We start from the raw sequence: 25,926 nt of genomic DNA, 5'->3' as shown, positions 1-25,926 counted from the left end.
CTATTGCTGCGGTGCTTTTCTTTGAGGAAGTTAAAATGTATGGTAAGTATTCAATTATGCCTTGAAAGCCGCACGCACAAAGTTATAAATATGAGCATGGATAGAGTTATCACCGTGATAACCGCCGTTTACGTAGTGCCAGATGTGAGGAACACCGTTCTTTGTAAAGCTGTCGTGATAGCCGTTAGGTGTTGTATAAACGACCTCGTCATTGCTTCCTGCTGTCATGAACAGAAGATGAGGCTCTTCGCCGCTCTTCCACTTGAAATCGCCTGTTACACCGGGTGCAGGGCAGATAGCTCCGATATATCCGAAGAGGTCGGGGCGCTTCATGCCGATAAGGAGAGACTCGCGTCCGCCCATTGAGAAGCCTGTGATAGCAGTATTGTCTCTGCCTGTCTTTACGCTGTAATTCTTCTCGATGTAGGGCATGAGGTCCTTTGTGAGGTCATTGATGAAGTTGTCGTATGCACGGTTATTATTGTCGTCCATACCTGAGCAGTCCTTCTGTGTTGCACTTGAATAGATATACGGGAATACGCATATCATTTCCTCTGCCTCGCCCTCAGCGATAGCATTGCCGATTATCTGGCGTGTGTACATAGTACCGTTGCCCTTGATTATCATTCTGTCCTGATTTTCATAGTAGCCGTGCATGATGTACATTACAGGATACTTCTTATTCGGATCATAGTTTGCAGGAAGCAGGATATTGAAAGGCTTCTCGCGGTTGCAGGTAGTTGAAAAATACTTGTCGCTCTTTACTGTGCCGTACTGAACTCCGCCCTTTTCCTGACGTGCGGAATCAGGCTCCTTGTTTGCGACCTTTGGCTCCACAAGCTTGGTGTACTCAGCCATTGTATACTTTGTAGACGCAGTCTGTTCTTCTACTTGTCCGCCGCTACTGGCACTTTGGGAGTCGGACTTGCCGAACTCCGAGATCTTGCCCAGTACAAAGCTCTGAATCTGAACCAGATCACTCATCTCTACCTTGCCGTTCTTGTCAACGTCAGCTGCTCTCTTAGCTCTGTCATCAGCGAACTTCTCCGAGAGCAAGCCTTTTCTTGCAGCAACGATATCGAAGCTGTTGATAACTTCGTCGCCGTTTACATCACCGAGGATAACGCTTACTGCCTTTGGTCCGTCTACTACAGTTCCTGCAACACCGCCTACAGCCTCGTCAACATAGAAGCTGTAATCGTCGGAATCTGTCTCAACGTACATCTGTAAATTAGAAGCACCCTCAGGTATTTTATAGTTTGTATTTGCCAGCTGAACCCACTCGCCCTTTGGCAGCTCGTCAACTGTAGCTATCTTGTCGTAGTTTACATCGCCGTTTGCTTCATACTGGAGAGTGAGGTAGAACTTCTGAGAAGCAGGTCCTTCTGTGTACTTTACAACAGTGCTGAAGCTGTACTCCTCGCCTGCCTTGAATACGCTGGAGGAAAGTGACTTTGAAGCGCCGTTCCAGCTTGCATTTCTGCCTGTACAAGCAAGAGAGCCCGAGCCGTCGTAAGCCTCTGTCTTATCCACAGCAACGCTTGCAGAGCCTCTGCCCGTCCATGATTCTGTGCCGCTCTCGAATGTATTATGGAAGTAGTAGCCGTTCTCGTCGGGCTCGATGATAACGGGAGTGCCGCTGAGGACCTTGCTGCCGTTACAGCCGTTCCATGTCTGACGGTCATACTCAAAGAAGTCGATATCAGCATATCCGCCTGTGGACTTTGTAGGATAGCTGTAGATACCGCTGCGGTAGCCTGTGAAGAGCTTAAGGTCGTAGGACATTGAGAGCTCCTGACCAAGCTTGTTCCAGTTCTGACCGTCGTATGAATAATAGAAATTAGCCTTGTCTATGTTGTTTGAGGAGCTGCCGTCAGAATTAACGTTAGCGAACTTGAAGTCGACCTTGAGGTAAACCTCGTTGCCGTTCATATTCTGCTCTGCAACTATCTTGTTGGAGCTCGTCGGAACATCGCTGCCGGTATTAACAGACATATAGACCTTCTTATTGCCGCTGTCGTCAACGCGGACACCGATACAGCCGTATTTCAGCTGGAATGCCGAAAGACCTGCGTAGTCTCCTGGCTTCATATTTGAAGCGTCAAGCTTGATATAGCTGCTGCAGGCAGGTCCCTCTGTACGCATTGTGAGGGTATTTCTTGCATTGAGCAGATGTGACGCCATATTCTTGTTTTTAAGACGGAGCCAGCCGGGACGCTCAGTAACAGACCATGCGCTGTTATCTGGGTTATGGTTCCAAGACCACTCAAGAGCGAGGTCGTTTGTGGTGTAGTCAAAGCTGTCGTCGCCTGCCACATCAGTACCCTTTGTTGTACCGAGGTCAAGAGTGAGAGGCGCCTTGCCGTTTACGCCCATCATCGGCCAGTCATTCTGCCAGTTTACGGGAACAAGGACAGGGATACGTCCCACTGCGCCGTGGTCCTGGAAAAGAAGTCCGTACCACTTGCCGTCAGGAGTATCAACGATACCGCCCTGAGCGCAGCCGCTTCCGTATGAGCCAAGTCCTGAGTCAAGAATAGTCTTGCTCTCCCAGTTTCCTGTAAGGCTCTTTGAACGGTATACGAACTCAAGTCTGCCGTGACCTGACGGCCATGCGATACCGAATATATAATAATAGCCGTTTATCTTCTGGATATGCCAGCCCTCACCTGCAAGGTTGTTGAAATTGGTCTTGAAGAGCTGCTTTTCAAGTCCGCCGGACTTCCAGCCTGTCATCTCCGAGTTGAACTCCTTGATGCTGCAAGTGCCGCCTGCGCCTGAAACGAGGTAATTTCTTCCGTCGTCATCAAAGAGAATCGAAGCATCGTGGTACATACCGTTGAGCTCAACTCGTGACCACTCGCCGTTTTCTATATCATCAGTAGAGCATATGTATGACTTGTTTGAGCCGTAGCTTCCGAAGAAAGCATAGTACTTGCCCTTCTTCTCATTGTAGCGAAGGCTTGTAGCCCACTGTCCGTGAGAGTAGTCGTGCTTGCCGTTCTTCAGGTTCTGCACATCGCCGTTAGCGTAAGTATCGAAGACGTAGTTGCATATCTCCCAGTTAGCCAGATCCTTTGACTTCATAATAGGAGCACCCGGGCTGAAGAACATGGTCGTGCTGACCATATAATAAGTGTCACCGACTCTGATGATGTCATCATCGGGTACATCTGCCCATATGATAGGGTTGTTAATTGTGGACGCTGCCGATACAGGGGTGCTGATAAGGCTTGACGAAGCCGTTATCGACGGCAGAGCAACAGCTGCTGCTACAAGAACAGATGCGGCAGCTCTCCTGAGTTTTAATTGTTTCATGAGAATTCCTCCTTCAATTTTAATATCCCACTTTTCATTAATACTATTTTGTACACAATGACAAAAAAGTTTTTCTCCGATACGTCATTATAAACGTATATTATTACTCCAATTTTAATTAATTCTAACATTTTGTTCAAAAAATCGCAACCGAATAAATGCGGATTAGGTGGACAAAACGAATATAATAGCGCAATATAAATAATTTATAACATGATTTTTTTATTATGTTCGGAATATTGACATTGTTACATATATATTTTTATATCAATACTTTAGCAGAAAAGCAGCATATCAGTATTTGTGAAATCACATGAATATAAAAAAGCTGCGGAACAGTTGATACCATTCCGCAGCTATGTGCTTTTGATTATTACTTCTTTTCAGGCTCTTCTGCCTTGTCCTCGAAGTCCTCGATAGTAAGATCGTCGTAATCAAACTCAAGGAGCTCATCACAGTTAGGGCAGTTCATGGAGCCCTCTTCGATCATGCCCTCGTCAAGGAGAATAGTATCTCCGCAGGTAGGACATGTGATCTCATAAAGCTCATCGTCATCATCGTCGAAGTCGAATTCGTCGTCATCGTCCCAATCATCATCTTCGTCGCACTCATCGCAGTCGTCGCAGTCATAGTCGTCATCATAGAAATCGTCCTCAACTGCGCCAAGATCCTCATCAAGGATATCGCAGAGCTCTGTGAGCTCGTCCACCTGTGACTGAAGGTCCTCAACGTAGAGTACCAGCTCTGACATTACCTCGGACATCTGCATAAGAGCCTTTCCCTCCTTAGTGGAAGAATCGATCTCAAGACCGTCGATAAGTCCCTGTAAATATGACATTTTCTCGGTAAGCTTCATAGCAAGCTCCTCCTCTCGAATTATAGTATAGAAAGTATATTTCCGAGCTTATGCTCTTGACATATACTCGCCTGTTCTTGTATCAACCTGAATGATCTCGCCCTCGTCGATAAAGAGAGGAACCTTGATCTCTGCACCTGTCTCAAGTGTAGCAGGCTTTGTAGCGTTTGTAGCTGTATCGCCCTTGAAGCCCGGATCAGTCTGTGTAACCTTGAGCTCTACGAAGTTAGGCGGCTCAACGCCGAATACGTTGCCCTTGTATGAAAGGATCTTACAGATCATCTCTTCCTTAACGAACTTGAAGCTGTCGCCGAGGATAGAAGCGCTGATCGGAACCTGCTCATATGTCTCAAGGTCCATGAAGTAGTAAAGGTCGCCGTCGTTGTAGCTGTACTGCATATCCTTTCTCTCAACGTAAGCTGTAGGGAACTTAGCTGTTGGGTTGAAAGAAGTTTCAACAACTGAACCTGTGATAACGTTCTTATATTTTGTTCTTACAAAAGCAGCACCCTTACCAGGCTTAACGTGCTGGAATTCGATGACCTGAACTACCTGTCCGTCAAGCTCAAAGGTAACGCCGTTTCTGAAATCTCCTGCTGAAATCATTATAAATACCTCCGTATTTTTCAAATTAATATGATACTTTATTTTATCACATTTTCGGGATTTTTGCAATACCTAATGTGATATTATTATAAAGATATGAGAGTTTTTGCCGTTTTTGTCAAGTTTTCACAGCCGTTTTCAGTCAAAATGACAAAATCTTCTATTCTCACACCAAACTTGCCTGCGATATAGATACCGGGCTCTACGGTAACTACTGCTCCCTCATTGAGAGGCAGCTTGTAATTCGGCGAAGCATTGGGCTTTTCGTGTATCTCCATGCCAACTCCATGACCAAGAGAATGTCCGAAGCAGCTTCCATAGCCTGCCTGCTCGATGATATCACGGGATACCTTGTCAAGGTCGCTGCCCATTATGCCTGCCTTAGCAGCTTCAATGCCTTCAAGCTGAGCATTAAGGACGATTTCATAGACCTTTTTCATCTCGTCATCGGGCTCGCCAACGCAGACAGTTCTTGTCATATCGCTGTGGTATCCGTTATACACAGCACCGAAGTCCATGAGCACGAACTCGCCGCTCTCAACCTTTTTGTCCGAAGGCACTCCATGAGGCATGGAAGTGTTTGCTCCTGCGAGAACAATGGTGTCAAAGGACAGGTCCTCTGCGCCGTAAGCGTACAACAGACGGTTCAGCTCCAGAGCTATCTCACGCTCGGTAACGCCGACCTTGATGAAGCCTAAGAGCTCGTCAAAGGCTTTCTCGGCAATTGCCTGAGCCTTTCTGATACACTCTATCTCCTCAGCGTCCTTGGTCATTCTGAGTGCTGCTATTGCATTGCTCAGGGATTCATTCTGAATAAACTCAAACTCCGTGAAGAAATGCTCATAGGCGTGGAGTTCCTTGACAGTCATTGTCTCGGACTCGATAGCGATAGTCTTTGCGCCGTGATTTTTCAAAAGCTCCATAAGCTGTGGATAGAGCTTCTTCATCTCGATTACCTCGGCGTCCTTTACTGTAGCTCTCGCCTTTTCGATATAGCGGAAATCAATGAGCAGATACGCCTTTTCGGGAAAAGCAAGAACTACTCCAGCTGAGGACTTCATGCCTGTGAAATATCTGCGGTTTATGTCAGATGTTATGAGTACGCAGTCAGCTCCCTCAAACACCTCAAAAAGCTTTTCAAATCTGGTCATTTCTCACCTCTCAGAGCTCCGCAAGAGCCTGAACTGCAAGGTAGTAGCTTCCGAAGCCAAAGCCGCTTATACTGCCCTTGCATACAGGTGCGATAACGGAATTGGAGCGGAATTCGTCGCGTGCGAAAACATTGCTGATATGTACTTCTATAACGGGTATCTTGATAGCTGCGATAGCGTCGCGGATAGCGTAGCTGTAGTGTGTGTAAGCTCCTGCATTGAGGATAACGCCGTCGAATGTCTTTCTTGCGGCGTGAAGCTTGTCGATGATAGCTCCCTCATGGTTGGACTGGAATATCTCGCACTCCAGCCCCTGTTCCTTTGCACGGTCGATTATGTTGCTGTTGAGAGTGTCGATGTTTGCGTTTCCGTAAACACCGGGCTCGCGCTCTCCCAGCAGATTAAGGTTAGGACCGTGTATAACAAGTATTTTCTTTATCATAATTTCTCCTTTGTATCGTCGGCAAATTTTTTAGGAAGAAATGGCTTTTCAAGAACTCTCTTGAAGCGTATGAAGCGCTTTGACTTTGGTTCAAGCTCCATAGGCTCGACGTAGAGCATTTTCACTCCTGCGAAGTTTGCTCCCCACACATCGGTAAAGAGCTGGTCGCCTACTGCGGCGGTTTCCGACGGAGTAAGTCCCATTTTCTCCATGGCTGCCTTGTATCCCCTTTTCAGCGGCTTGCCGCTGTCGCTTACGAAGTCCAGTCCCAGCGGCTCCGCAAAAGGCTTGACTCTTTCAGCGCAGTTATTCGATACTATAATAAGCTTTATGCCGTTATTTTTCATATTTTCCAGCCACTCCCTGATACCCTTTGCAGGTACGGGGTGGTCGTGTGTCGTGAGCGTGTTGTCGACATCGAGTATGAGACCCTTAACGCCATGCTTCTTCAGAAAATCGGGAGTGATATTTACCGTTTTCCTGAACGCAAAATCCACGTCAGTCCTTGTAATTTTGTGTTTGAATCCCAAGCTTTATGTCAACTCCGTTCAACAAATGAAAAAGCGAGCCGCAGCCCGCTTTTATCAACATTAATAATTCCGCAAGATCAATACTTACGCTTACGAGCTGCCTCAGACTTCTTCTTACGCTTAACTGAAGGCTTTTCGTAGTGTTCTCTCTTACGAACCTCAGCAATTACGCCGTCCTTTGCACATGATCTCTTAAATCTCTTAAGAGCTGTGTCTAAAGACTCGTTTTTGCCAACACGAACTTCTGCCACTAAATTTCCCTCCCTTGTTCAGAGGTTGCTCGGAGCAGTGCTCCAAAGCTCTATACTAAGCACCAAAAGGTGTTAGTCATCATATACCCCACCGTATAGCAGATTTACTTAAATTAATATAAAAGAATATAGTATAAGTTTACCACATTTTCTGCTCGTTGTCAAGCATTTTTTCTTTTACTTAAAAATTCGTTATTTTGCAACAATATTAACAAGTTTATTTGGTACATATATCTGCTTGACTATGGTCTTTCCGTCGATAGACTCCTTGACCTTTTCATCAGACATAGCCATTTCCATTACGGAATCCTTGTCAGCGTCAACAGCGATGTTCAGCTTTGCCTTTACCTTGCCGTTTATCTGGACAACTATCTCGATAGTATCCTCCTTGCAGAGCTCCTCGTCGTAAACAGGCCACTGCTCAAAGGCGATAGTATCATTGTGTCCCATAATGCTCCAAATTTCCTCGCCCATGTGAGGTGTGATACAGGACAGCATCTTGATAAGTCCCTCGGCGTACTCCTTGGGGCACTTGCCGTTCTTGTATACAGCATTTACGAATATCATCATCTGGCTGATAGCTGTATTGAAAGCAAGCTTCTCGTAGTCGTCGGTAACCTTCTTGACTGTCTGGTGGTATACCTTTGTGAGACTGCCGTCGTTGTCGTCAGTGAGGTTCTCGGCTTCTGTGAAGAAGTTCCATACTCTCTGGATAAATCTCTTAGCGCCCTCAACGCCGTTCTTGCTCCATGGCTTGCTGACCTCGAGAGGTCCCATGAACATCTCGTAAAGACGGAGAGTATCTGCGCCGTAGTCTCTTACGATATCGGAAGGATTTACAACGAACTCAGGGAAACGCTTACCCATTTTGATGCCGTTCTCGCCAAGTATCATGCCCTGATGTACAAGCTTCTTGAAAGGCTCCTTTGTAGGTGCCAGTCCCTTATCGTAGAGGTATCTGTTCCAGATACGTGAGTAGATAAGGTGTCCTACAGCGTGTTCCGGACCGCCTATGTAGAGGTCTACAGGCATCCAGTGCTTCAGGAGCTCCTGATTTGCGAACTCCTTGTCGTTGTGTGGATCGATATATCTGAAGTAGTACCAGCTTGAACCTGCACTTCCCGGCATAGTTGAAGTCTCTCGTGTGCCCTTTATGCCGTTCTTGTCGTACTTCTTCCACTCTGTTGCATTTTCAAGAGGAGCCTTGCCGTTCTTGCCCTTGTAGTCGTCAAGCTCGGGAAGAATGAGCGGCAGTTCTTCGTCGTCAAGAACGTGTATCTCGCCGTCCTCACCGTGAACTATCGGAACAGGCTCGCCCCAGTAGCGCTGACGTGCGAATATCCACTCACGGAAGTGATAGTTGACAGTGCGCTTAGCTCTGCCCATTTTTTCAAGCTTCTGTGTGATAGCTTCCTTGGCTTCCTCAACGGTAAGACCTGTGAACTCCTCGGAGTTGATGAGCTTGTAGCCCTTGCCGAGATATTCGGTCTTTTCCATAGCGGCTTCGGAAACGTCGATGTGACCATCCTTGCCGTCGATTACCTGAATCATGTCAATATTATGTGCAATGGCATACTCGAAGTCACGCTGGTCGTGGCTCGGAACAGCCATAACTGCACCTGTACCATAGCTTGCAAGTACGAAGTCGCCGATGAACATACGGACTTCCTTGCCGTTTACGGGATTTATACAAGTTACGCCCTTGAGCTCGCAGCCAGACTTGGTCTTGTTGAGCTCTGTACGGTCCATGTCGTTCTTCTTCTTGGTCTCAGCAATGTAAGCCTCGACCTCTTCCCTGTTCTGAACACGGTCAAGGAGGCTCTCTGTGATAGCTCCGTCGGGAGCGAGAACCATGAATGTGATACCGTAGATAGTCTCGATACAGGTGGTGAAAATAGAGAACTTTCCGCCGCCGACGATGTCGAATTCTACCTCGACGCCTGTGGACTTGCCTATCCAGTTGCGCTGTATAGCCTTTGTGGACTCAGGCCAGTCTATCTCGTCGAGTCCTTCAAGGAGCTTCTCAGCGAATGCAGGCTGGTCGATTACCCACTGCTTCATGTTCTTTCTTACTACAGGGAAGCCGCCGCGCTCGGACTTGCCGTCGATTACCTCGTCATTGGAGAGAACTGTTCCCAGCTCCTCGCACCAGTTTACAGGCATATCGATGTACTTTGCGTAGCCGTCCTTGTAGAGCTGCTTGAATATCCACTGAGTCCACTTGTAGAACTCAGGATCTGATGTTGCTATCATCTTTGACCAGTCATAGTCAAAGCCCAGCTCCTTGAGCTGCTTTGAAAAGGTCTTGATATTCTCCTGAGTAAAGCCGTTGGGGTGGTTGCCTGTGTTTACGGCATACTGCTCTGCGGGAAGACCGAATGAGTCATAGCCCATCGGGTGAAGGACATTGTAGCCCTGCATACGCTTCATACGGGAAACTATATCGGTAGCGGTATAGCCCTCAGGGTGTCCTGCGTGGAGGCCTACTCCCGACGGATAAGGGAACATATCCAGCGCATAGAACTTAGGCTTGCTGAAATCCCATACATCAGTCTTGAAGGTCTCATGTTCTTCCCAGTATTTCTGCCATTTGGCTTCAACAGATGTGAAATCATATCTGCTCATTGTAATATCATTCCTTTATAATATAATTAATAATTTACTGATCTGTAGAATACGCTCTTGACATCGCGGTTAAAGCACAGCAGAGCTGCACAGCCGAGGTCGATAACGCCCTCTAAAAGATAGATCCAGTTACTGCCGATATTGGCTATATTCTGCGGCAGATAAACTATCGCGATAAGCGCGAGGACTGCGGCAAGAACGTAGTTCACATACTTGAACCTTGCAAAGAACAAAGCCGCCTCTGCAAGGGCTATAACTAAAGTAAGAAGTACAAAATGCTTCGCCAGTATCATGTTAAGCACAGCCTTTGCGACAACGTATACCGCCATAGCTATGCATATCTTGTTTCCTTTTTCCTTCTGATCGAACAAATAACTCACTCCTTGGTGATAAGGCTGCTGATATCCATCTGCTCGCCGTCAGCCCACAAGCCCTCCAGCTTGTAGAAATTACGGGTATCCTTATAGAATACATGAACGATTATATCAGCATAATCAAGGATTATCCATGTGTTTCCCGTATCAGCCTCACGGCGCTGAGGCTCAATGCCCTTCTGTGAAAGGACGAACTCGACCTCGTCTGCAAGTGTTCTTGCGTGAGTATTGCTGGTACCGTTTACTATTACGAAATAATCGGCAAGTATGGTGAGATCGGCTATCTTTATTGCCTGTATGTCCTCGCCTCTTTTGCTGTCGAGAGTTTTTATTATAAGTTCAAGCTTTTCCTGTTCGGTCATTTATTCTTCATACTCCTTCCATGCAGGTCTCATTTCGGGATTTCTCATAGGCTCGGTAGCTGTTTCAAGCTCCTCAAAGGTCATTCCCGTATCGTCGTACAATTCGTACTCATATTCATATTCGCTTACATATTCAACGATGTTGCTGTCAGACAGAAGCATAGGTCTCTGATATGGTCTGAAGTTCTCATTGAGCTTATCTATGGTAGCTCTCTTGTGTATTGAGTAAATGCTGTACACCTGACCGTTATAGGCAATGTATTCAGCGTCCTCACCCGGCACCATATCAACCTTTACGTTTTCCATTTGCAGTGTCGAGCCGAAATCAGCAAGCTTGCTGAGATCCTCGACGCTCATATTCGTAGCTATCCACTTGTTCTTGTAGATAGTATTGAGATAGCTGTAAAGCTTCATCTTGCCCTCGTTCTTGACGATATCAAGAAGCTTCTTCATAGCAGCCCGCATGAAGCGGCGCTGGTTCTGTACACGTCCGATATCGCCCTGGAGCCACTCGTGACGGAAGCGGACGAACCATTCAGCCTGATTACCGTCAAGGACAACATCTCCTGCAGGGATACGCTTGTCAGCCTCATAGATTATCTCGTTGTCGAGATGGATCGGGATTCCGCCGATAAGGTCAACGATATCAACGATATCAAAGCAGGCAGTCGTTATATATGCGTCTATCGGTATACCGAAGTTTTCCTGTACGCAGTTTACGACGCGCTGTATCTTGCTTATCTGGGGATCACCGCAGCTGTATACGCTGTTTATCTTGGTGGTCTCGTTGCTTGTATAGTTTGGAACTGCGCAGTCACGGGGAACCTGTAATATATTGAGCTTTCCGCCTCCGATATCGAACTGGCATATCCAGATAACGTCTGTATTCTCAACGTCCTCGTCAAAGCCGAGGAAAAGCACGGTATACTGTCCCTCAACAAGCTGAGGAAGATCAAGTCCGTCTGTGAAGTCCTCCTTTACGATATCAGTATCAACATTGAGGTCCATCTGGGGCTTTTCAAGCTCTCCCTCGATGTCAACAGTAGGCTGCCAGCGCTTGAAATAGGTCATTATGGACACTCTCTCATCGGGCTGACCGCTCTTTTTATACCAGAGTATGGGCATATTCAGGAAAAGAGCGATTATTGCTGCGATACTCAGCAGTATTGACGTAAGCTTTATGAGCGCGTCCTTTTTACTCTTTTTCTTTTTCGGCTCGTCGTCAAAGTCGTCGAGATCGTCATCATAATCTGCCGATTCCACGTATCTTTCCCTGCCCTTTTCGTGGAGCCCGTGATACTGCTGCTCTCTTATCTGCGGTCTCGGAGGCTCTTCCCCCTCGATCCTTATATCTATTGAAGGAGCCTCGTGCAATCCGTGATACACTGGCTCTGTCGGTCTATGGTCATCAACTCTTTTGAGCTTGCGAAGAGGTTTTACCTGCCTCGGAGCTCCGTTTGTTCTGCTAAATAACTCCTCGTTACGTTCTTCTCGGTTCATTTGAGTCCTCTTTTCAAATTCCCAGTATTTTTATTTCTCTGCTTTTGAAAGTCGGGTATAAAAATTATATCCCTCTGCGGTACAAATAGGTATTACTCCGCCTTTTTTTATAACCGATTTCATGGAAAACGCAAAAGCCTCCAGCATAGCCGCGTTAAGGTCGGTATATGCCAGTTTGCGCATTTTATCCACGTCCTTGTAGTCTCTTTCGGCTGAAATGAGGTCGCCGATATAAACTATCTCCTCAAGTCGTGACATTCCTGCCCGTCCAACTGTATGAAATCTGATGGAATTAAGGATATCTATATCCTCTATCCCAAACTCTTTCTTAATAAAATATGCTCCTGCAATACCATGAAGCAGTGAGCGTGTTTCAAGCTCCTCGCGGCATACCGTGTAGCCGCTCTCCTCTACAAGAGCTCTCTGCTGATCGTCGGGCATTTCCTTGCAGATATCATGAAGAAGTCCTGCAAAATATGCCTTTTCTGGATCCTCTCCGTACTTTTCCGCAAGCTTTCTGCACTCGTCGGCAACATTCAGAGAATGTGTATATCTTTTCACTGATAAATTAGCTTTCAGATATTTCTTTTTATCGTCTGCATCGTAATGCAATTTTCCTTCACCTCTGACTGAATATAATCCCTTCGATCTTATATATTGTACTACATTTTCGTCAAGATAGCAAGCGAAATCCTTATTTTTTGCAATTTTTTTTCTGATCTCGGTGCTTGAAATCACCGTAGGATCAGCCTCGGATACCAGTATCTTGCCGAATTTGCTGAGTTCCTCTGCCTTTGCTCTCAGAGCAGGCAGGTCTCCGCTCTCACGGGATACGACACATAATGTTACCTGTGCCAGTATCTCCTCAAAACGGTGCCATGTATCGAAGCACATGAGCATATCGCTTCCCACCATGAGGAAAAGCTCTGCCTCGGGAAATTCGGCGCGGAAGTGTTCCACCGTGTATATAGTATAGCTCACGCGGTCACTTTTTATCTCATAATCGCTGACAAAAAGCCTTTCGTCCGTCTTGCAGGCAAGTCTGAGCATTTCAAGTCTGTCCTCGTCGGGAGCGTACTCCGCAATGGAGCGGTGGGGAGACTTCTTCGACGGCACCAAATAAAGCCTGTCGAGAGAAAAATCGCGGAGCGCCGTCTGCGCAAGATGTATATGACCGTTATGTACGGGATTGAAGCTTCCGCCGTATATTCCTATGCGCATTTCATCACTCCATTCATTTCCACGGACGCTTGCCTTCTGTCCAGCCCTTTTCCTTCCAGTAGTCCACGTCGGCTTTGTTCCAGCCGTTTTTCTGCAAAAGGCTCATTATCTTGAAAAAAACCTTTGTTTTCAGTGAAACAGGTACCTTTTCCTGCCTTTTCAGTATCTTTTTTGCGATACTGTCGGCTTTTTTATTGATTTCGTCCTTTATCTTCGGCTTTACGCTCTGCCAGTCAACTGCCGCAACAGCTCTGCCCAGCTTATAGGTCTGAGGTATTCCCCAGAAGAAGCAGCTGTCCGCCATGTCCTTCATAGTGGACTTCACGCCTGCTCCCGCAGCTGTTGCAACCACTACCGCCTGCTTGCTGAACATTTTCTCCTCGGGGCGGTGCGCCATCCAGCGCCAGCCGTAATGGTCGAGGAGCGCTTTCATCTGTCCCGTACAGTGATAAACGTACACAGGTGATGTCAGTATGATAACTTCCGAGCTGTCAATAAGCTCCGTTATGGAACTTAGTTTCGCAGCATGAGGGCATTTGTCCTCTCCTTTTGTGAAGCAGCTTGTGCAGCCGCAGCAGAACTCATCAAAATCACGGGGCAGGAACACCTCTCTGATATCCTCGGGCTTGGTCAGCTTCTCAGCCATGATACGCCCGATATTGTAGGTTGAGCCCTTGTGGTTTGTGCCGCTTATTATAAGAACCTTCATGACTTACTTAGCCTTTGGGATATTCTCGATAACAGGTTCTTTCTCGTTTCGCTTGAAAAGCACGAACTTGCTGCCGATGACCTGTACTACATCGGCGCCTGTCTGCTCTGCGATAGCGTCGGCAGCCTCTCTTGCTGTCCAGCCCGAATTGTCAAGAACTCTCAGCTTTATAAGCTCTCTTTTTGTAAGAGCAGCTTCGATGTCCTTGCACATAGCCTCGGTAACGCCGCCCTTGCCTACCTGATAGATAGTCTCATATGTGGAAGCGATACCGCGCAGGTACGCTCTCTGTTTGCTTGTAAGCATATCATTCACCAAATCTTTCTTTCAGATACTTGTACAGCTCCCTGAGAGCCGCACCTCTGTGGCTTATAGCGTTCTTTTCATCTGCAGTGAGCTCCGCCATTGTGCGCTCGCCTACCATGAAAACGGGATCGTAACCAAAGCCGTTGGTGCCGCGCTGCTCATGTCCGATAGCGCCTCTGCACTCCCCTGTCATGGTGTGGCTGCCGCTTTCGTCGATGTACGCGATAGTACACTCAAATGCAGCTCCGCGCTTACCGTCGGGAACGTTCTTCATTTCCTCAAGGAGCTTCACGCAGTGCTGTCCCTCGGGAGCATATCTTGCGGAGTATACCCCTGGTCCGCCGTCCATAGCGTCAACGCATAGACCGCTGTCGTCTGCGATAGTCGGGAGCTTTACAGCTTCGTAAACTGCTTTTGCCTTGATAAGTGCGTTCTCGGCAAAGGTAGCGCCGTTTTCCTCGGGATCGCAGTTTGCTCCTGCTTCGCGCTGTGAGAGGACCTCTATCCCGAGAGGCGCAAGTATCTCTCTTGCCTCGCGGAGCTTGTTTGCGTTGTTTGTAGCCATTACAAGCTGCTTAATCATTGTCCTTACCTCCGAACAGTCTGCTGAAGAAGCCGCGCTTTTTCTTCTTTTCGGGCTCGGCAGCAGTCTCTGTTTCTTCCTCAGCTGTCTCTTCTTCATCAGCTTCGTCAGTATCCTCGTCGTTATCGGATTCTTCCTTATCGGACTCATAATCTGCTCCCTCAGTCAGCTCGCTTTCCTCTGCCTCTGTGTCCTCGTCAGCTTCTGCCTCGTCCTCGGTATTGTCCTCAGACTCAGCCTCTTCGCTCTCGGTTTCTTCGTAGTCCTCCTCTTCCTCATACTCAGGCTCTGCTTCATCGGCTTCTTCGTCTTCCTCATAGGCAACGAATGCGCCGTACTCGTTGTAATAGCCCTTTACGCCGTCTATCTCAACGGTATCCTCGTCCTCTTCGTACTCGGTATCCTCAGTGTAGCCCTCGGACTCGTTCTCCTCGTCCTCCTCAGCGGCAAGCTCTTCAAGCTGCTCAGGACTTGCAAAGAGAGCGTCAACGAACATATTGCTGTCAAACGGCTGTAAGTCGTCTATCTTCTCGCCTACGCCAATGAGCTTTACAGGTATGCCCAGCTCGTTCTTTATGGAGATAACGATACCGCCCTTGGCTGTACCGTCGAGCTTTGTGAGAACTATACCCGTGATAGGTGCAGTCTCGCTGAAAAGCTTAGCCTGATTTACCGCATTCTGACCTGTTGTAGCGTCAAGTACAAGGAGCACCTCACGAGAGCAGTCCCCTGCCTTTGTGTCGATGATACGGTTTATCTTTTTGAGCTCCTCCATAAGGTTCTTCTTGTTGTGGAGACGTCCTGCGGTGTCGATAACTACAACGTCGCACTCTCTTGCCTTTGCAGCTTCGAGAGCGTCGTATACTACCGCACCCGGATCTGAGCCCTCGGCGTGCTTTACGATGTCAACTCCTGCTCTCTGCGTCCATACTTCAAGCTGGTCGATAGCTGCTGCACGGAATGTATCCGCGGCGGCAACGAGGACTTTTTTGCCCTCCTGCTTGAACTGGTGACAAAGCTTGCCGATAGTTGTGGTCTTGCCTGCGCCGTTTACGCCGATGACCATGATAACTGCGGGAGATACAGACAGGTCAAGTCCTGTGTCGTTGCCCATTATCTCTGAGATGACCTCATGGATAAGTCCCATTATCTCCTTTGGATCGGTGATACCGCGCTCCTTTATCTTCTTGCGGAGCCTGTCGCATATCTCCTCGGAGGTCTCAACGCCGATATCGCTCATTATCATCTGCTCCTCGAGCTCGTCGAAGAGGTCTTCGTCAATGACGGTAAACTGATTCAGTACCCTCTGGATACCGCCGAAAAGAAAATCCTTGGTCTTTTTGAGACCGCTGGCAATTTTAGAAAAAAGTCCCATTATATCCTCCAAACATGGTCTATTATACATATCGAAATGAAAAACGAATTTGTGACAAAAAAATTATTGAATATCCGCAACGTCCTCCTGGAAGTCCACCTGCTCCATTTTCAGAAGCTTGGAAATACCGTCCTCCTGCATGGTGACACCGTAGAGAACGTTGGCTTCTTCCATAGCGCTTCGTCTGTGGGTAACAAGCACGAACTGAGTGGTATCAGTGAACTTTTTGAGGTACTGTGCGTACTTTCTTACGTTTACCTCATCGAGAGCCGCGTCTATCTCGTCAAGAATACAGAAAGGCGCAGGTCTCAGCTTGAGTATAGCGAAATAGATAGCTATAGCTACGAAGGACTGCTCTCCTCCCGACAGTGAGATAAGGTTCTTGATGACCTTACCGGGAGGCGCTACGCTTATCTCGATACCCGATTCCAGAACGTTCTCGGGATCGGTGAGTATCAGCTCAGCCTTGCCGCCGCCAAAGAGCTCCACGAATATGCTCTTGAAGTTTGAATTTATTATCTCAAAGCTCTCGGAGAATATCCTGCACATCTCCGATGTAAGGTCTGTGATTATCTTTTCGAGCTCTGTCTTGGACTTCTGCACGTCGGCTATCTGCTCGGACATGAACTGATAACGCTCGGATACTTCCTTGTACTCCTCGATAGCGTCAACGTTTACGCTTCCGAGGGCGCGTATCTTGTTCTTTATGGTGGTGAGCTCTGCCTGTGCGGCTATCATATCGTCTATCTTCTCAGCCATGGCAACAGCCTCGGAGCGCGTCAGCTCGTAGACCTCCATGAGCTGTCTGATGATATTGTCGGTATCGCGGCAGACTGTCTCCTTGCGCTCTTCAAGACGGGTGATATCTGCTGACAGCTTTTCCTTTGCTTCGTTGATAGTTTTCAAGCCATTCTGCATCTCATTTACGAGACGGTTCTGCTCTGTATGAGTTGCGTGACAGCGCTGTATCTCGGCATTGTATGTCTCGGTATTGTCCTTGAAATCGGAGAGCTGTTTTTTCAGTTCATCTATCTCAGCCTGCTTCTGTGAGATTATCTCCTTCTGGCGGAATATCTCCTCCTCGAAGCGGTGAGCGCCGTATTTCAGTTCTTCCTCTCTGCGGTCGATACGGGAGAGCTCCAGCTCCTGAGCCTGCACGTCCTTTGCAAGCTCCATACCCTTTATCTTCAGCTCTGACAGCTTATCGGACAGCTCCGCACGCTGTAATCTCAGCTTTTCACGGATATCCTGTCCCTGTGCAAGCTTTTCCTCAGCCGCCTTTATCTCGGCGTCGGTATCGGCAAGAGCCTTTTCAGAATCGACTATGCTCTGCTTTGCGGCAGCTATGCGCTGCTGTATCTCTGCTGCTGCTTTCTCGGAGTTCTCCGACTGTGCGCGGAACTGCTCCTCCAGTGAAGCAAGACTGTTGAGCTCTGCTCCAATGCGGACTCTGTCAGCCTCACACTGTGCCTGTTCTTCCTTTGCAGCCTCCGTATCAAAGCGGAGCTTCTCGGATTCGGCGCGGAGCTTCTCTGCTCTTTCGCGGAGAGAGTCCCGCTCTGATTCCAGCTTTACTATCTCGGCGTCGAGAGTGTCTATCTCGTTCTTACGGGTTATGATACCGCCCGAACGCTGTGCGGAACCGCCTGTGAAGGAACCGCCTGCGTTGATGACCTGTCCGTCGAGAGTTACTATCTTGAACTTGTAGCCGTATTTCTTGGCTATAAGAGTTGCGGTGTCGATATCCTCTGCGATGACTATGCGTCCCAGAAGTGAAGCGATTATGCCGCTGAATTTCTGGTCATAGGTCACTATCTTGTTGGCATTTGCCACGAAGCCCTCGCAGTTTTCAAGCCCCTGCTCGCGGAGCTCGTAGCCCTTTACAGATGTGATAGGCAGGAATGTGGCACGTCCGCCCTTCTGCTCTTTAAGGAAACGGATACAGCGCTTTGCGATGTCCTCGTTTTCGACGATGATGTTCTGCATTGCGCCGCCCAACGCAGTCTCAACTGCTACTGCGTACTTTGGCTCAACGCCTATATTCTGAGCTACAGTGCCCATTACTCCGCCGATTCGTCCCTGCTTGGAGGCTTTCAGAACCTGCTTTACGCTGCCTGCGAAACCCTCCATATTGTTTTCAAGGTCGGTGAGTATCTTGCGTCGCTGCTGCTTGTCTTTCAGCTCATATAGCGCCCGCTCGAAGTCGTTCTTAGCCTGCTCGAAGCCCTCGCGGCGCGACTTGTAAAGCCTTTCAAGTCCGCTGAGCTTGTTGCGGAGCTCCTCGGCTCTCGCTGCATTCTTTTCCTTTTCTGCCTTTATCTCGGCAGCCTGACTCTGATACTCGCTTAGCTTGCGGCTGATATCGCCGCTGCTCTCGCGGAGCTCGGCAAGACGGGCGGTCTGCTCCTCTATGGTCGCCTTTGAGGACTCGATAGTGAAGCGGTGCTCGCTCTGCCTGATGTACATAGCGTTTATCTCGCTGCCTGCCTTGTCAACGGAGTCGCCCAGCTTTGAGCTCTCGCTCTCGGCTTTCTCGAAGCTCTCCTCGGCAGCCTTTATCTCGGCCTCAAGAGCCTTTTTCTTTGCTTCAAGCTCTGCAAGTCCGTCAAGAGCAGCCTTGCGCTCCTGCTCCAGAGCTTTCTTGGCTTCTTCTGAGCTGTCGATGTTCTTCTGAGCAGCTTCAACTGCCTCGTTGCAGTGCTTTATATCGTTTTCGAGAACGGCGATACCAGACTTCATTTCAGATGAGGTCTGCTCTTCCTCCAGCATTTTGCGGCGGAGCTCGTCAGCACGCATGGTGCTCTCCTGCATCTTTCTGATACCGTCAGCTATCTTCTGCTCCTCGCGCTGGATATCGTTCTCGATATTCTCGTACTCGTTCTTGCTGACGAGTATCTTGCTCTCTATCTCGTCAAGCTTTATCTTCATCTCGTCCAGCTTTGTCACCCAGACGGAAATTTCCAGCTTCTTGCGCTCCTCGGCAAGCTTTATGAACTTCTCAGCCTTTTGCGACTGTATGCGGAGAGGCTCAACTCTTCCCTCTAATTCTGACAGGATATCCGTCAGACGAAGCAGGTTTTCCTGTGCGGCGGTGAGCTTTCTCTCAGCCTCCAGTTTCTTGTAGCGGAACTTTGAGATACCTGCCGCTTCCTCGAATATGTCACGGCGCTCGGAGCTCTTTGCGCCGACTATCTCGGCGATACGTCCCTGTCCGATAATGGAGTAGCCGTCACGTCCCAGACCTGTGTCCATGAAGAGCTCGTTGATATCCTTGAGACGGCAGGGCTTGCCGCATATCATGTACTCGCTCTCGCCGCTTCGGTAGAGCTTACGGGTGATAGCCACCTCATCGTCCATATCGGGGAGAGTCTTGTCGGAGTTGTCGATATTCAGCGTAACTGCCGCAAAGCCCATTGGCTTTCTCGCAACAGTACCCGAGAAGATGACGTCCTCCATTTTGTTGCCTCGGAGCGTTTTTGTGGACTGCTCGCCCAGTACCCAGCGCACTGAGTCGCCGATATTGCTCTTGCCGCTTCCGTTAGGACCGACAACTGCGGTAAGTCCCTTGTCAAAGGTCAGACTTATCTTATCGGGAAAGGACTTAAAGCCCTGTATTTCCAGTGATTTCAGGTACATTCGCTCACCTCCTCAGCATACATCTGTATTTCGGGACGCTTTCGTCTCCGATTATCTTGATATCTGTTCCAAGATTCTTGAAATAGATGATATTTGACTTTTTCTGTCCTGTTGCCTTGCTGATACAGGACGGATTCACTGCAATTACAGCAGTTTTTGGCATTTCGCCTGCGCTTTTCAGCTCAAATTCCATATTATGGCGGTAAATAAGCGCTTCACACAGCTCTCTGAAAGCAGGGTGGTAAAATCCGCCAACCATGTCATGCTCAACGAATTCGCTGGCGTGAAGTCCGCATTTTATTACTCTTATGCCGCTGTCCTCGAACATAGCCATTGCAGAAGCGGCCATCTCCACCGCCTTGTCAAAGCTGAAAGGCTTGTATTCTCCCGACAGCAAAAGCTCTCCCAGACGGGTGCTTTTCAGCACAACTACGGGATAGATACGGACCGTATCGGGGCTGAGAGCAATTATACGCTCAATGGTCGCCCACTCCTTTTCTGGAGTGCTGCCGTAGAGCCCTATCATCATCTGCAAGCCCAGCTCAAAGCCGAATGCTCTTATAAGCTGACAGGCGTCCTCAACGTCCTGTGCGGTATGTCCGCGCTCGTTAAGGGTAAGCACCTCGTCGTCAAGTGATTGCGCTCCCAGCTCTATGGCGGTGACGCCGTACTCTTTTAGGAGCTGCAAAACTTCAAAATCTATGCAGTCGGGACGTGTGGAACAGCGTATACCGCTGAACTTTCCCTCGCCTATAAACTCATGCGCCGCTTCAAGGAGCTCCACCATATAATCACGTGGAATTGCGGTGAAGCTGCCGCCGAAAAAGGCTATCTCAGCGTTTTCGGGCTCTTTTACCTCACGGACAGCCCTTTCGCATATCTCCCTGACCTCGTCTCCTGTAGGAGCGTGCTGTGCTCCGCTGATAGTGCGCTGGTCGCAGAAGCTGCACATATGAGGGCAGCCGATATGGGGAATGAATATGGAAATATTACTGTGCTTCATAGCCCATAAGCTCAAGCGCTTCCTTTGCTGCAAGCTGCTCGGCTTCCTTTTTGCTCTTGCCTCTGCCCTTGCCTATTACCTGATCGTTGAGACATACCTCAACTACGAAGCTCTTATTGTGGTCGGGACCTTCCTCGCCGATGAGGACGTACTCCACCTTTTCCTCGGGATTCTGCTGGACTATCTCCTGCAAAACTGTCTTGAAGTCGTTGAAAACAGGCTTCTTTGCGTGCTGTATATCCTTTGGCATGAAGCGGAGTATGTGCTTTGAAGCAGGCTCTATGCCGCCGTCAAGATATATAGCCGCGATAACTGCTTCAAAGGCGTCTGCAAGTATTGAAGGACGCTGACGTCCGCCTGTGTTCTCCTCGCCCTTGCCGAGGAGCAGATAATCTCCCAGTCCTATCTGCTGTGCGAAGATATGCAGGGACTTCTCGCATACCAGAGAGGCTCTCATTTTTGTGAGCTCGCCCTCTGCAACGTTGAGGTTCTTGTATAAAAAGTCCGATACTACTATTGACAGTACGCTGTCGCCGAGAAATTCAAGGCGCTCGTTGCTGCCGTTGGGACGCTTTCTTTCATTTGCATATGACGAGTGAGACAAAGCCTGCTTGAGCAGCTCGATATCCTTGAATTTATATCCTAAAACTTCTTCAAAACTTGAAAGGTCTTTCATTTTAATCACTCCTTGTCTGCGGCTGACATACGGGCAACATAGCCCTCTATTACGCCTGCGACATTGCCGTCCACACAGCGTTTAGCCTGCCTTACGGCATTGAAGAACGCCGTACCGTCAGAGCTGCCGTGTGCTTTTATAACGGGCTTTCTTACGCCTAAAAGCGCCGAACCGCCCACTTCCTTGTAATCCATTTGCTTTCGGAATGTGTTTATCTTGCTCATTGCAAAAAGAGCGCCTATCTTGCCTGCTCCCGAGAAGAACCATTTCAGCTTCTTTGAGAAGAAGCTGCCCATGCCCTCGTAGAGTTTAAGTGCGATATTGCCTGTGAATCCGTCGGTAACGACTACCTGCACCTCGCCCTTCGGCATATCTCTTGCCTCGATATTGCCTGCGAAATTGAGCTCGGACTCCTGTAAGAGCTTATATGCTTCTATCTCCAAGTCTCTGCCCTTGGTCTCCTCAGCTCCGATATTCAGCAGGGCTACCTTGGGAGACTTTACTCCCATGACCTTTTCCATGTAAGCGCTGCCCATAACAGCGAATTGCAGCAGCATATCCGCACGGCACTCGGTATTTGCACCTGCGTCCACAAGCACGAAGCTGCCCTTGTCGGCAGGCATAACAGGTGACGGAGCTATACGCTTGATACCTTTGATACGCTTGACGATGAAGGAGGCTCCCATAACGAGAGCGCCTGTGCTGCCTGCGGATACAAAGGCGTCGCCCTTGCCCTCTGCCAGCAGACTGAGACCAACAGCCATGGAAGTATTCTTCCCTGACTTGATTATCTCCTTCGGTTCCTCATGTATATCAAAAATATCATCGGTATGAACTATCTCCATGCCGTCAAGGCTGAGTCCGTTCTTCTCTGCACAAGCCCTTATCTCGGGCTCTCTGCCTGTGAGCACTATGCTCACGCCAAGCTCTCTGACTGCTCTTTCACATCCTCGGATAACCTCCAGAGGAGCGTTATCTCCTCCGAAGGCGTCAACTATAACTCTTACAGCCAATTCTTTCAAGCTCTCCTCTCAGCGAGTTTACTGCACGCTGGGCATATGCGCCGTAGCGTTCCTTTTTGTCCTTTATCCTAACGCCGATGTCGGGTAATACACCCATATTCGCACCCATAGGCTGGAAGCTGCCGCTGTTGAACGGATCGCTTATATAGCCTGAAAGAGCGCCTGTCATCGTATCTCTCGGGAGCTTCAGCGGCTCCAGTCCTTTCAGCTTTCTTGCAGCGGCGATACCTGCTATAAGTCCGCTTGCCGCCGATTCCATGTAGCCCTCAACGCCTGTTATCTGTCCTGCGAAATATATCTCGGGACGGCTCCTCATGGAGAAATCGGAGTTGAGAAGCTCGGGGCTGTTGATAAAGGTATTTCTGTGCATTACGCCGTAGCGCATGAACTCGGCATTTTCAAGTCCCGTTATCATTGAGAATACACGCTTCTGCTCGCCGAATTTCAGATTTGTCTGGAATCCTACAAGGTTGAAAAGCGTACCCTCGCGGTTCTCCTTGCGGAGCTGTACAACTGCATACGGTCTTCTGCCTGTTCGTGGATCGTCGATACCCACGGGCTTCATAGGTCCGAAGCGCATGGTGTCCACACCTCGGGAGGCAAGCTCCTCGATAGGCATACAGCCCTCGTATACGCTGAAGGGATGTGTCTCGAAGTCCTTCAGCTGCACCTTTTCAGCGCCGATAAGCGCTTCATAAAATGCAAGGTATTCTTCTTTGTTCATGGGACAGTTGACGTAATCTGCGTCGCCTCTGTCATAGCGCGAAGCATAGAAGGCTCTATCCATATCTATGCTCTCGGCAGTAACAATAGGCGCAGCCGCGTCATAAAAGCTTAGTCCCTCGCCGCAGAGCTCCTTTATTATATCAGCCATAGCGCCCTGTGTAAGAGGACCTGTAGCGATAATGGTCGTACCCTCGGGCAGCTCGGTCACCTCGCCGCCTATAACTTCAATAAGGGGGTGGCTCTTTATCTTTTCCGTAACTGCGTCGGAGAACTTCTCACGGTCTACTGCAAGAGCGCCGCCTGCTTCAACAGCGTTTGCCTTAGCGCAGGGCACTGTCAGCGAACCGAGAAGCTCCATTTCGTATTTCAGAAGTCCCGCAGCAGATTCAAGTCTTGCGGCTTTCAGCGAATTGGAGCATACAAGCTCCGCAAATCCGCCGTATTTATGAGCAGGAGAAAACTTCTCGGGCTTCATCTCATAAAGCCTTACGTTTATGCCTGCTTCGGCAACAGCCCATGCGGCTTCGCAGCCTGCAAGTCCTGCGCCGATAACATTTACTATCATTTTTTCAGCTCTCTTTCATAGCCGCAGCCCTCGCTCTCACAAACGAGCTTGCCGGATTTTCCGCCCTTCATAAAGAGACTCTTGCCGCACTGTGGACAAAGCTCCTTTGTTGGGACGTTCCATGTCATGAAGCTGCAATCGGGGAAGCCCTCGCAGCCGTAGAAGCTTCTGCCCTTCTTGGACTTTTTGAGAAGCATCTTTTTGCCGCATCTCGGGCAGCTGCCCTCAGTCTCGGTAACTATCTTCTTGGTGTTCTTGCACTCGGGGAATCCCGGGCAGGCAAGGAATTTTCCGTACTTGCTGTACTTGATGACCATGTTCCTGCCGCAGAGCTCGCAGACCACGTCGGTCTCCTCGTCGGGTACCTTTACGCGCTTGCCGTCCATAGCCTCCTCGGCTTTTTTCAGCGTTTCGGAAAAGTCATCGTAGAACTCGCGGAGAGTGCTTACCCAGTCCTTTTCGCCGTGCTCGACTTCATCGAGATTGTTTTCCATTTCCGCTGTGAACTTTGCGTCAACTATCTTCTTGAAGTGGTCCTTCATAAGCTCGGTGATGACCTCGCCGAGATTTGTTGGCTTGAGAGCCTTACCCTCATGCTCCACATAGCGGCGTGAAGTAATGGTTGTTATTGTAGGAGCATAGGTACTTGGTCTGCCTATGCCGTTTTCTTCAAGAGCCTTGATAAGTGAAGCCTCTGTGTATCGCGGAGGTGGCTGTGTAAAGTGCTGATTGCCTGCTATAGACTTTAATTTGAGCTTGTCGTCGTTTTTTAGCTCGGGCAGCATCTTCTTGCTGCCGTCCTCGGAGTCTGTAGACTCAACATACAGTGCCATAAAGCCGTCGAACTTTACAGAATATCCCGAAGCTCTGAATGTACAGCCGTTTGCTTCGATATCGGCAGAAACTGTATCAAGGAGAGCGTTTGCCATCTGACTTGCAATGAAGCGCTCCCAGATTAGCTTGTAGAGCTTATACTGGTCGGAGCTGAGACTGGACTTTACTCTTTCGGGAGTGAGCTCGGGAGTTGACGGACGAATAGCTTCGTGGGCGTCCTGAGCGTTGCTCTTGGTCTTGAAGTTTCTTGGCTCGGGCGGCAGATAATCGCTGCCGTAAACAGTTCCGATATATTCAGCGGCAGCCTTTTTAGCCTCGTCGGATATACGCAGGCTGTCGGTTCTCATGTATGTGATAAGACCTACTGCGCCAACGCCCTGTACGTCAACACCTTCGTAAAGCTCCTGTGCAGCCTTCATGGTACGCTTTGCGCTGAAGCTGAGCTTACGTGAGGCTTCCTGCTGCAATGTTGATGTAATGAAAGGAGGTGCAGGCTGCTTCTTGGTAACACGCTTCTTTACAGAGGTTACTGTGTATTCGGCGTTCTCCAGTCTTTTCAGAAGCCCGTCTGCTTCTGCCTGATTGGGTATCTCCAGCTTTTCGCCGTCAACGGCTACCAGCGCTGCGTCGAATACCTTTCTCGACGACGGAGCTGTGAACTTGGCGTCGATAGACCAGTATTCCTTGGGAACGAAAGCTCTTATCTCGTTCTCGCGGTCAACTACAAGACGTACAGCGACTGACTGTACACGGCCAGCGGACAGACCTCTCTTGACCTTTTTCCACAGGAAAGGACTGAGCTCGTAGCCTACCAGACGGTCAAGGATACGGCGAGCCTGCTGAGCGTTCACAAGGTCAACGTCTATCTTGTGAGGGTGGCTCATGCCGTTCTTTACGCCTGTTTTTGTAATTTCATTGAATGCCACGCGGTTGTCGTCGTTCATATCAAGCTTCAGCATCTGTGCTATATGCCATGATATAGCTTCTCCCTCGCGGTCAGGGTCGGTTGCGAGATATATCTTGTCGCACTTCTTGGCGCGTTTTTTCAGTTCTCTGATAACGTCTTCCTTGCCCTTCATATCTGTGTACTGAGGCTTGAAATCGTTATCTTTGTCCACGCCCATTTTGGACTTTGGCAGGTCGCGGACGTGTCCCATTGAGGCTATTACCTCATAGCCCTGTCCAAGGTATTTCTGAATAGTTTTTGCCTTTGCAGGCGACTCTACTATAACTAAATCTGACATTTATAGTTCCC

General features: G+C 48.8%; 21 protein-coding genes and 1 pseudogene. All 22 read right to left on the bottom strand.

Features of this window, described 5'->3' with window-relative positions; translation table 11 throughout:
• Nucleotides 1-54: 54 nt before the first annotated feature.
• The 22 genes and pseudogenes from T497_RS0105660 to topA all read right to left on the bottom strand — a co-directional run bounded on the left by T497_RS0105660 (nucleotide 55) and on the right by topA (nucleotide 25,915).
• The gene (locus T497_RS0105660; RefSeq protein WP_028514781.1) at nucleotides 55-3,318 is read right to left on the bottom strand and encodes a family 43 glycosylhydrolase; all 3,264 of its coding nucleotides are present in this window, start codon (nucleotides 3,316-3,318) and stop codon (nucleotides 55-57) included.
• Nucleotides 3,319-3,691: 373 nt separating this feature from the next.
• Nucleotides 3,692-4,174, bottom strand: a complete 483-nt coding sequence (locus T497_RS0105655) for a CD1247 N-terminal domain-containing protein (RefSeq protein ID WP_028514780.1) — start codon at nucleotides 4,172-4,174, stop codon at nucleotides 3,692-3,694.
• Between the two features lie 48 nt (nucleotides 4,175-4,222).
• Nucleotides 4,223-4,780 carry an elongation factor P gene (gene efp / locus T497_RS0105650; protein ID WP_028514779.1) on the bottom strand — a complete coding sequence of 186 codons (558 nt, stop codon included), beginning with the start codon at nucleotides 4,778-4,780 and terminating at the stop codon, nucleotides 4,223-4,225.
• Nucleotides 4,781-4,866: 86 nt separating this feature from the next.
• Nucleotides 4,867-5,931 (bottom strand): aminopeptidase P family protein, encoded by a 1,065-nt coding sequence (locus T497_RS0105645; RefSeq protein WP_028514778.1) that lies wholly within the window; start codon nucleotides 5,929-5,931, stop codon nucleotides 4,867-4,869.
• A gap of 10 nt (nucleotides 5,932-5,941) precedes the next feature.
• Complete coding sequence (gene aroQ / locus T497_RS0105640) at nucleotides 5,942-6,373, bottom strand: type II 3-dehydroquinate dehydratase (RefSeq protein ID WP_037324512.1); 432 nt, start codon at nucleotides 6,371-6,373, stop codon at nucleotides 5,942-5,944.
• The gene (locus tag T497_RS0105635) at nucleotides 6,370-6,903 is read right to left on the bottom strand and encodes a YqeG family HAD IIIA-type phosphatase (RefSeq protein WP_051530546.1); all 534 of its coding nucleotides are present in this window, start codon (nucleotides 6,901-6,903) and stop codon (nucleotides 6,370-6,372) included. Before T497_RS0105635 ends, aroQ begins: the two co-directional genes overlap by 4 nt.
• A 77-nt stretch (nucleotides 6,904-6,980) precedes the next feature.
• Nucleotides 6,981-7,154, bottom strand: a complete 174-nt coding sequence (gene rpsU / locus T497_RS0105630) for a 30S ribosomal protein S21 (protein WP_009984057.1) — start codon at nucleotides 7,152-7,154, stop codon at nucleotides 6,981-6,983.
• Between the two features lie 192 nt (nucleotides 7,155-7,346).
• Nucleotides 7,347-9,779, bottom strand: coding sequence for a leucine--tRNA ligase (leuS, locus tag T497_RS0105625; RefSeq protein ID WP_028514775.1), 2,433 nt, complete (start codon nucleotides 9,777-9,779; stop codon nucleotides 7,347-7,349).
• A 26-nt stretch (nucleotides 9,780-9,805) separates the two neighbouring features.
• The gene (locus tag T497_RS0105620) at nucleotides 9,806-10,150 is read right to left on the bottom strand and encodes a hypothetical protein (RefSeq protein ID WP_155266849.1); all 345 of its coding nucleotides are present in this window, start codon (nucleotides 10,148-10,150) and stop codon (nucleotides 9,806-9,808) included.
• Between the two features lie 5 nt (nucleotides 10,151-10,155).
• Nucleotides 10,156-10,515 carry a ribosome silencing factor gene (gene rsfS, locus T497_RS0105615; protein WP_028514773.1) on the bottom strand — a complete coding sequence of 120 codons (360 nt, stop codon included), beginning with the start codon at nucleotides 10,513-10,515 and terminating at the stop codon, nucleotides 10,156-10,158.
• On the bottom strand, nucleotides 10,516-12,015 hold the full coding sequence (locus T497_RS0105610; RefSeq protein WP_028514772.1) for an LCP family protein: 1,500 nt from the start codon (nucleotides 12,013-12,015) through the stop codon (nucleotides 10,516-10,518).
• 30 nt (nucleotides 12,016-12,045) lie between these two features.
• Entirely contained in the window at nucleotides 12,046-13,236 is a 1,191-nt protein-coding gene (locus T497_RS17980) for a nicotinate-nucleotide adenylyltransferase (protein WP_028514771.1), read from the bottom strand.
• A gap of 13 nt (nucleotides 13,237-13,249) precedes the next feature.
• On the bottom strand, nucleotides 13,250-13,945 hold the full coding sequence (locus T497_RS0105600; protein WP_028514770.1) for an NAD(P)H-dependent oxidoreductase: 696 nt from the start codon (nucleotides 13,943-13,945) through the stop codon (nucleotides 13,250-13,252).
• A gap of 3 nt (nucleotides 13,946-13,948) precedes the next feature.
• Entirely contained in the window at nucleotides 13,949-14,251 is a 303-nt protein-coding gene (locus T497_RS0105595; protein WP_028514769.1) for a YhbY family RNA-binding protein, read from the bottom strand.
• Between the two features lies 1 nt (nucleotide 14,252).
• The gene (gene rdgB / locus T497_RS0105590) at nucleotides 14,253-14,834 is read right to left on the bottom strand and encodes an RdgB/HAM1 family non-canonical purine NTP pyrophosphatase (protein ID WP_028514768.1); all 582 of its coding nucleotides are present in this window, start codon (nucleotides 14,832-14,834) and stop codon (nucleotides 14,253-14,255) included.
• Between the two features lie 475 nt (nucleotides 14,835-15,309).
• Nucleotides 15,310-16,209: pseudogene (ftsY, locus tag T497_RS15965) on the bottom strand (signal recognition particle-docking protein FtsY); the annotation flags it as partial.
• A gap of 63 nt (nucleotides 16,210-16,272) precedes the next feature.
• Nucleotides 16,273-19,845 (bottom strand): chromosome segregation protein SMC, encoded by a 3,573-nt coding sequence (smc, locus tag T497_RS0105580; protein WP_028514767.1) that lies wholly within the window; start codon nucleotides 19,843-19,845, stop codon nucleotides 16,273-16,275.
• A 4-nt stretch (nucleotides 19,846-19,849) separates the two neighbouring features.
• A complete protein-coding gene (locus tag T497_RS0105575) occupies nucleotides 19,850-20,848 on the bottom strand; it encodes an elongator complex protein 3 (RefSeq protein ID WP_028514766.1) in 999 nt (332 codons plus the stop codon).
• Nucleotides 20,835-21,524: a ribonuclease III gene (gene rnc, locus T497_RS0105570; protein WP_028514765.1), complete on the bottom strand. Its 690-nt coding sequence runs from the start codon at nucleotides 21,522-21,524 to the stop codon at nucleotides 20,835-20,837. The genes T497_RS0105575 and rnc overlap by 14 nt, the downstream gene beginning before the upstream one ends.
• A 5-nt stretch (nucleotides 21,525-21,529) precedes the next feature.
• Nucleotides 21,530-22,537, bottom strand: a complete 1,008-nt coding sequence (gene plsX / locus T497_RS0105565; RefSeq protein ID WP_028514764.1) for a phosphate acyltransferase PlsX — start codon at nucleotides 22,535-22,537, stop codon at nucleotides 21,530-21,532.
• A complete protein-coding gene (trmFO, locus tag T497_RS15960) occupies nucleotides 22,515-23,837 on the bottom strand; it encodes a methylenetetrahydrofolate--tRNA-(uracil(54)-C(5))-methyltransferase (FADH(2)-oxidizing) TrmFO (RefSeq protein WP_037324510.1) in 1,323 nt (440 codons plus the stop codon). The genes plsX and trmFO overlap by 23 nt, the downstream gene beginning before the upstream one ends.
• Entirely contained in the window at nucleotides 23,834-25,915 is a 2,082-nt protein-coding gene (topA, locus tag T497_RS0105555) for a type I DNA topoisomerase (RefSeq protein WP_028514763.1), read from the bottom strand. The genes trmFO and topA overlap by 4 nt, the downstream gene beginning before the upstream one ends.
• Between the last annotated feature and the right edge of the window lie 11 nt (nucleotides 25,916-25,926).

This window comes from Ruminococcus flavefaciens MA2007, from assembly GCF_000621845.1.
Lineage (GTDB): Bacteria > Bacillota > Clostridia > Oscillospirales > Ruminococcaceae > Ruminococcus > Ruminococcus flavefaciens_E.
This window is presented reverse-complemented; position numbering and strand designations above follow the sequence as displayed.

Bases quoted from the DNA above. Each gene is read 5' to 3' on its own strand.
- T497_RS0105655 (WP_028514780.1), bottom strand. From the start codon at position 4,174: ATGAAGCTTACCGAGAAAATGTCATATTTACAGGGACTTATCGACGGT.
- leuS (WP_028514775.1), bottom strand. From the start codon at position 9,779: ATGAGCAGATATGATTTCACATCTGTTGAAGCCAAATGGCAGAAATAC.
- rdgB (WP_028514768.1), bottom strand. From the start codon at position 14,834: ATGATTAAGCAGCTTGTAATGGCTACAAACAACGCAAACAAGCTCCGC.
- T497_RS17980 (WP_028514771.1), bottom strand. From the start codon at position 13,236: ATGCGCATAGGAATATACGGCGGAAGCTTCAATCCCGTACATAACGGT.
- T497_RS0105645 (WP_028514778.1), bottom strand. From the start codon at position 5,931: ATGACCAGATTTGAAAAGCTTTTTGAGGTGTTTGAGGGAGCTGACTGC.
- T497_RS0105595 (WP_028514769.1), bottom strand. From the start codon at position 14,251: ATGCTTACAAGCAAACAGAGAGCGTACCTGCGCGGTATCGCTTCCACA.
- rnc (WP_028514765.1), bottom strand. From the start codon at position 21,524: ATGAAAGACCTTTCAAGTTTTGAAGAAGTTTTAGGATATAAATTCAAG.
- T497_RS0105600 (WP_028514770.1), bottom strand. From the start codon at position 13,945: ATGAAGGTTCTTATAATAAGCGGCACAAACCACAAGGGCTCAACCTAC.
- trmFO (WP_037324510.1), bottom strand. From the start codon at position 23,837: ATGATAGTAAATGTTATCGGCGCAGGACTTGCAGGCTGCGAAGCCGCA.
- T497_RS0105660 (WP_028514781.1), bottom strand. From the start codon at position 3,318: ATGAAACAATTAAAACTCAGGAGAGCTGCCGCATCTGTTCTTGTAGCA.
- aroQ (WP_037324512.1), bottom strand. From the start codon at position 6,373: ATGATAAAGAAAATACTTGTTATACACGGTCCTAACCTTAATCTGCTG.
- rsfS (WP_028514773.1), bottom strand. From the start codon at position 10,515: ATGACCGAACAGGAAAAGCTTGAACTTATAATAAAAACTCTCGACAGC.
- T497_RS0105610 (WP_028514772.1), bottom strand. From the start codon at position 12,015: ATGAACCGAGAAGAACGTAACGAGGAGTTATTTAGCAGAACAAACGGA.
- topA (WP_028514763.1), bottom strand. From the start codon at position 25,915: ATGTCAGATTTAGTTATAGTAGAGTCGCCTGCAAAGGCAAAAACTATT.
- efp (WP_028514779.1), bottom strand. From the start codon at position 4,780: ATGATTTCAGCAGGAGATTTCAGAAACGGCGTTACCTTTGAGCTTGAC.
- smc (WP_028514767.1), bottom strand. From the start codon at position 19,845: ATGTACCTGAAATCACTGGAAATACAGGGCTTTAAGTCCTTTCCCGAT.
- T497_RS0105575 (WP_028514766.1), bottom strand. From the start codon at position 20,848: ATGAAGCACAGTAATATTTCCATATTCATTCCCCATATCGGCTGCCCT.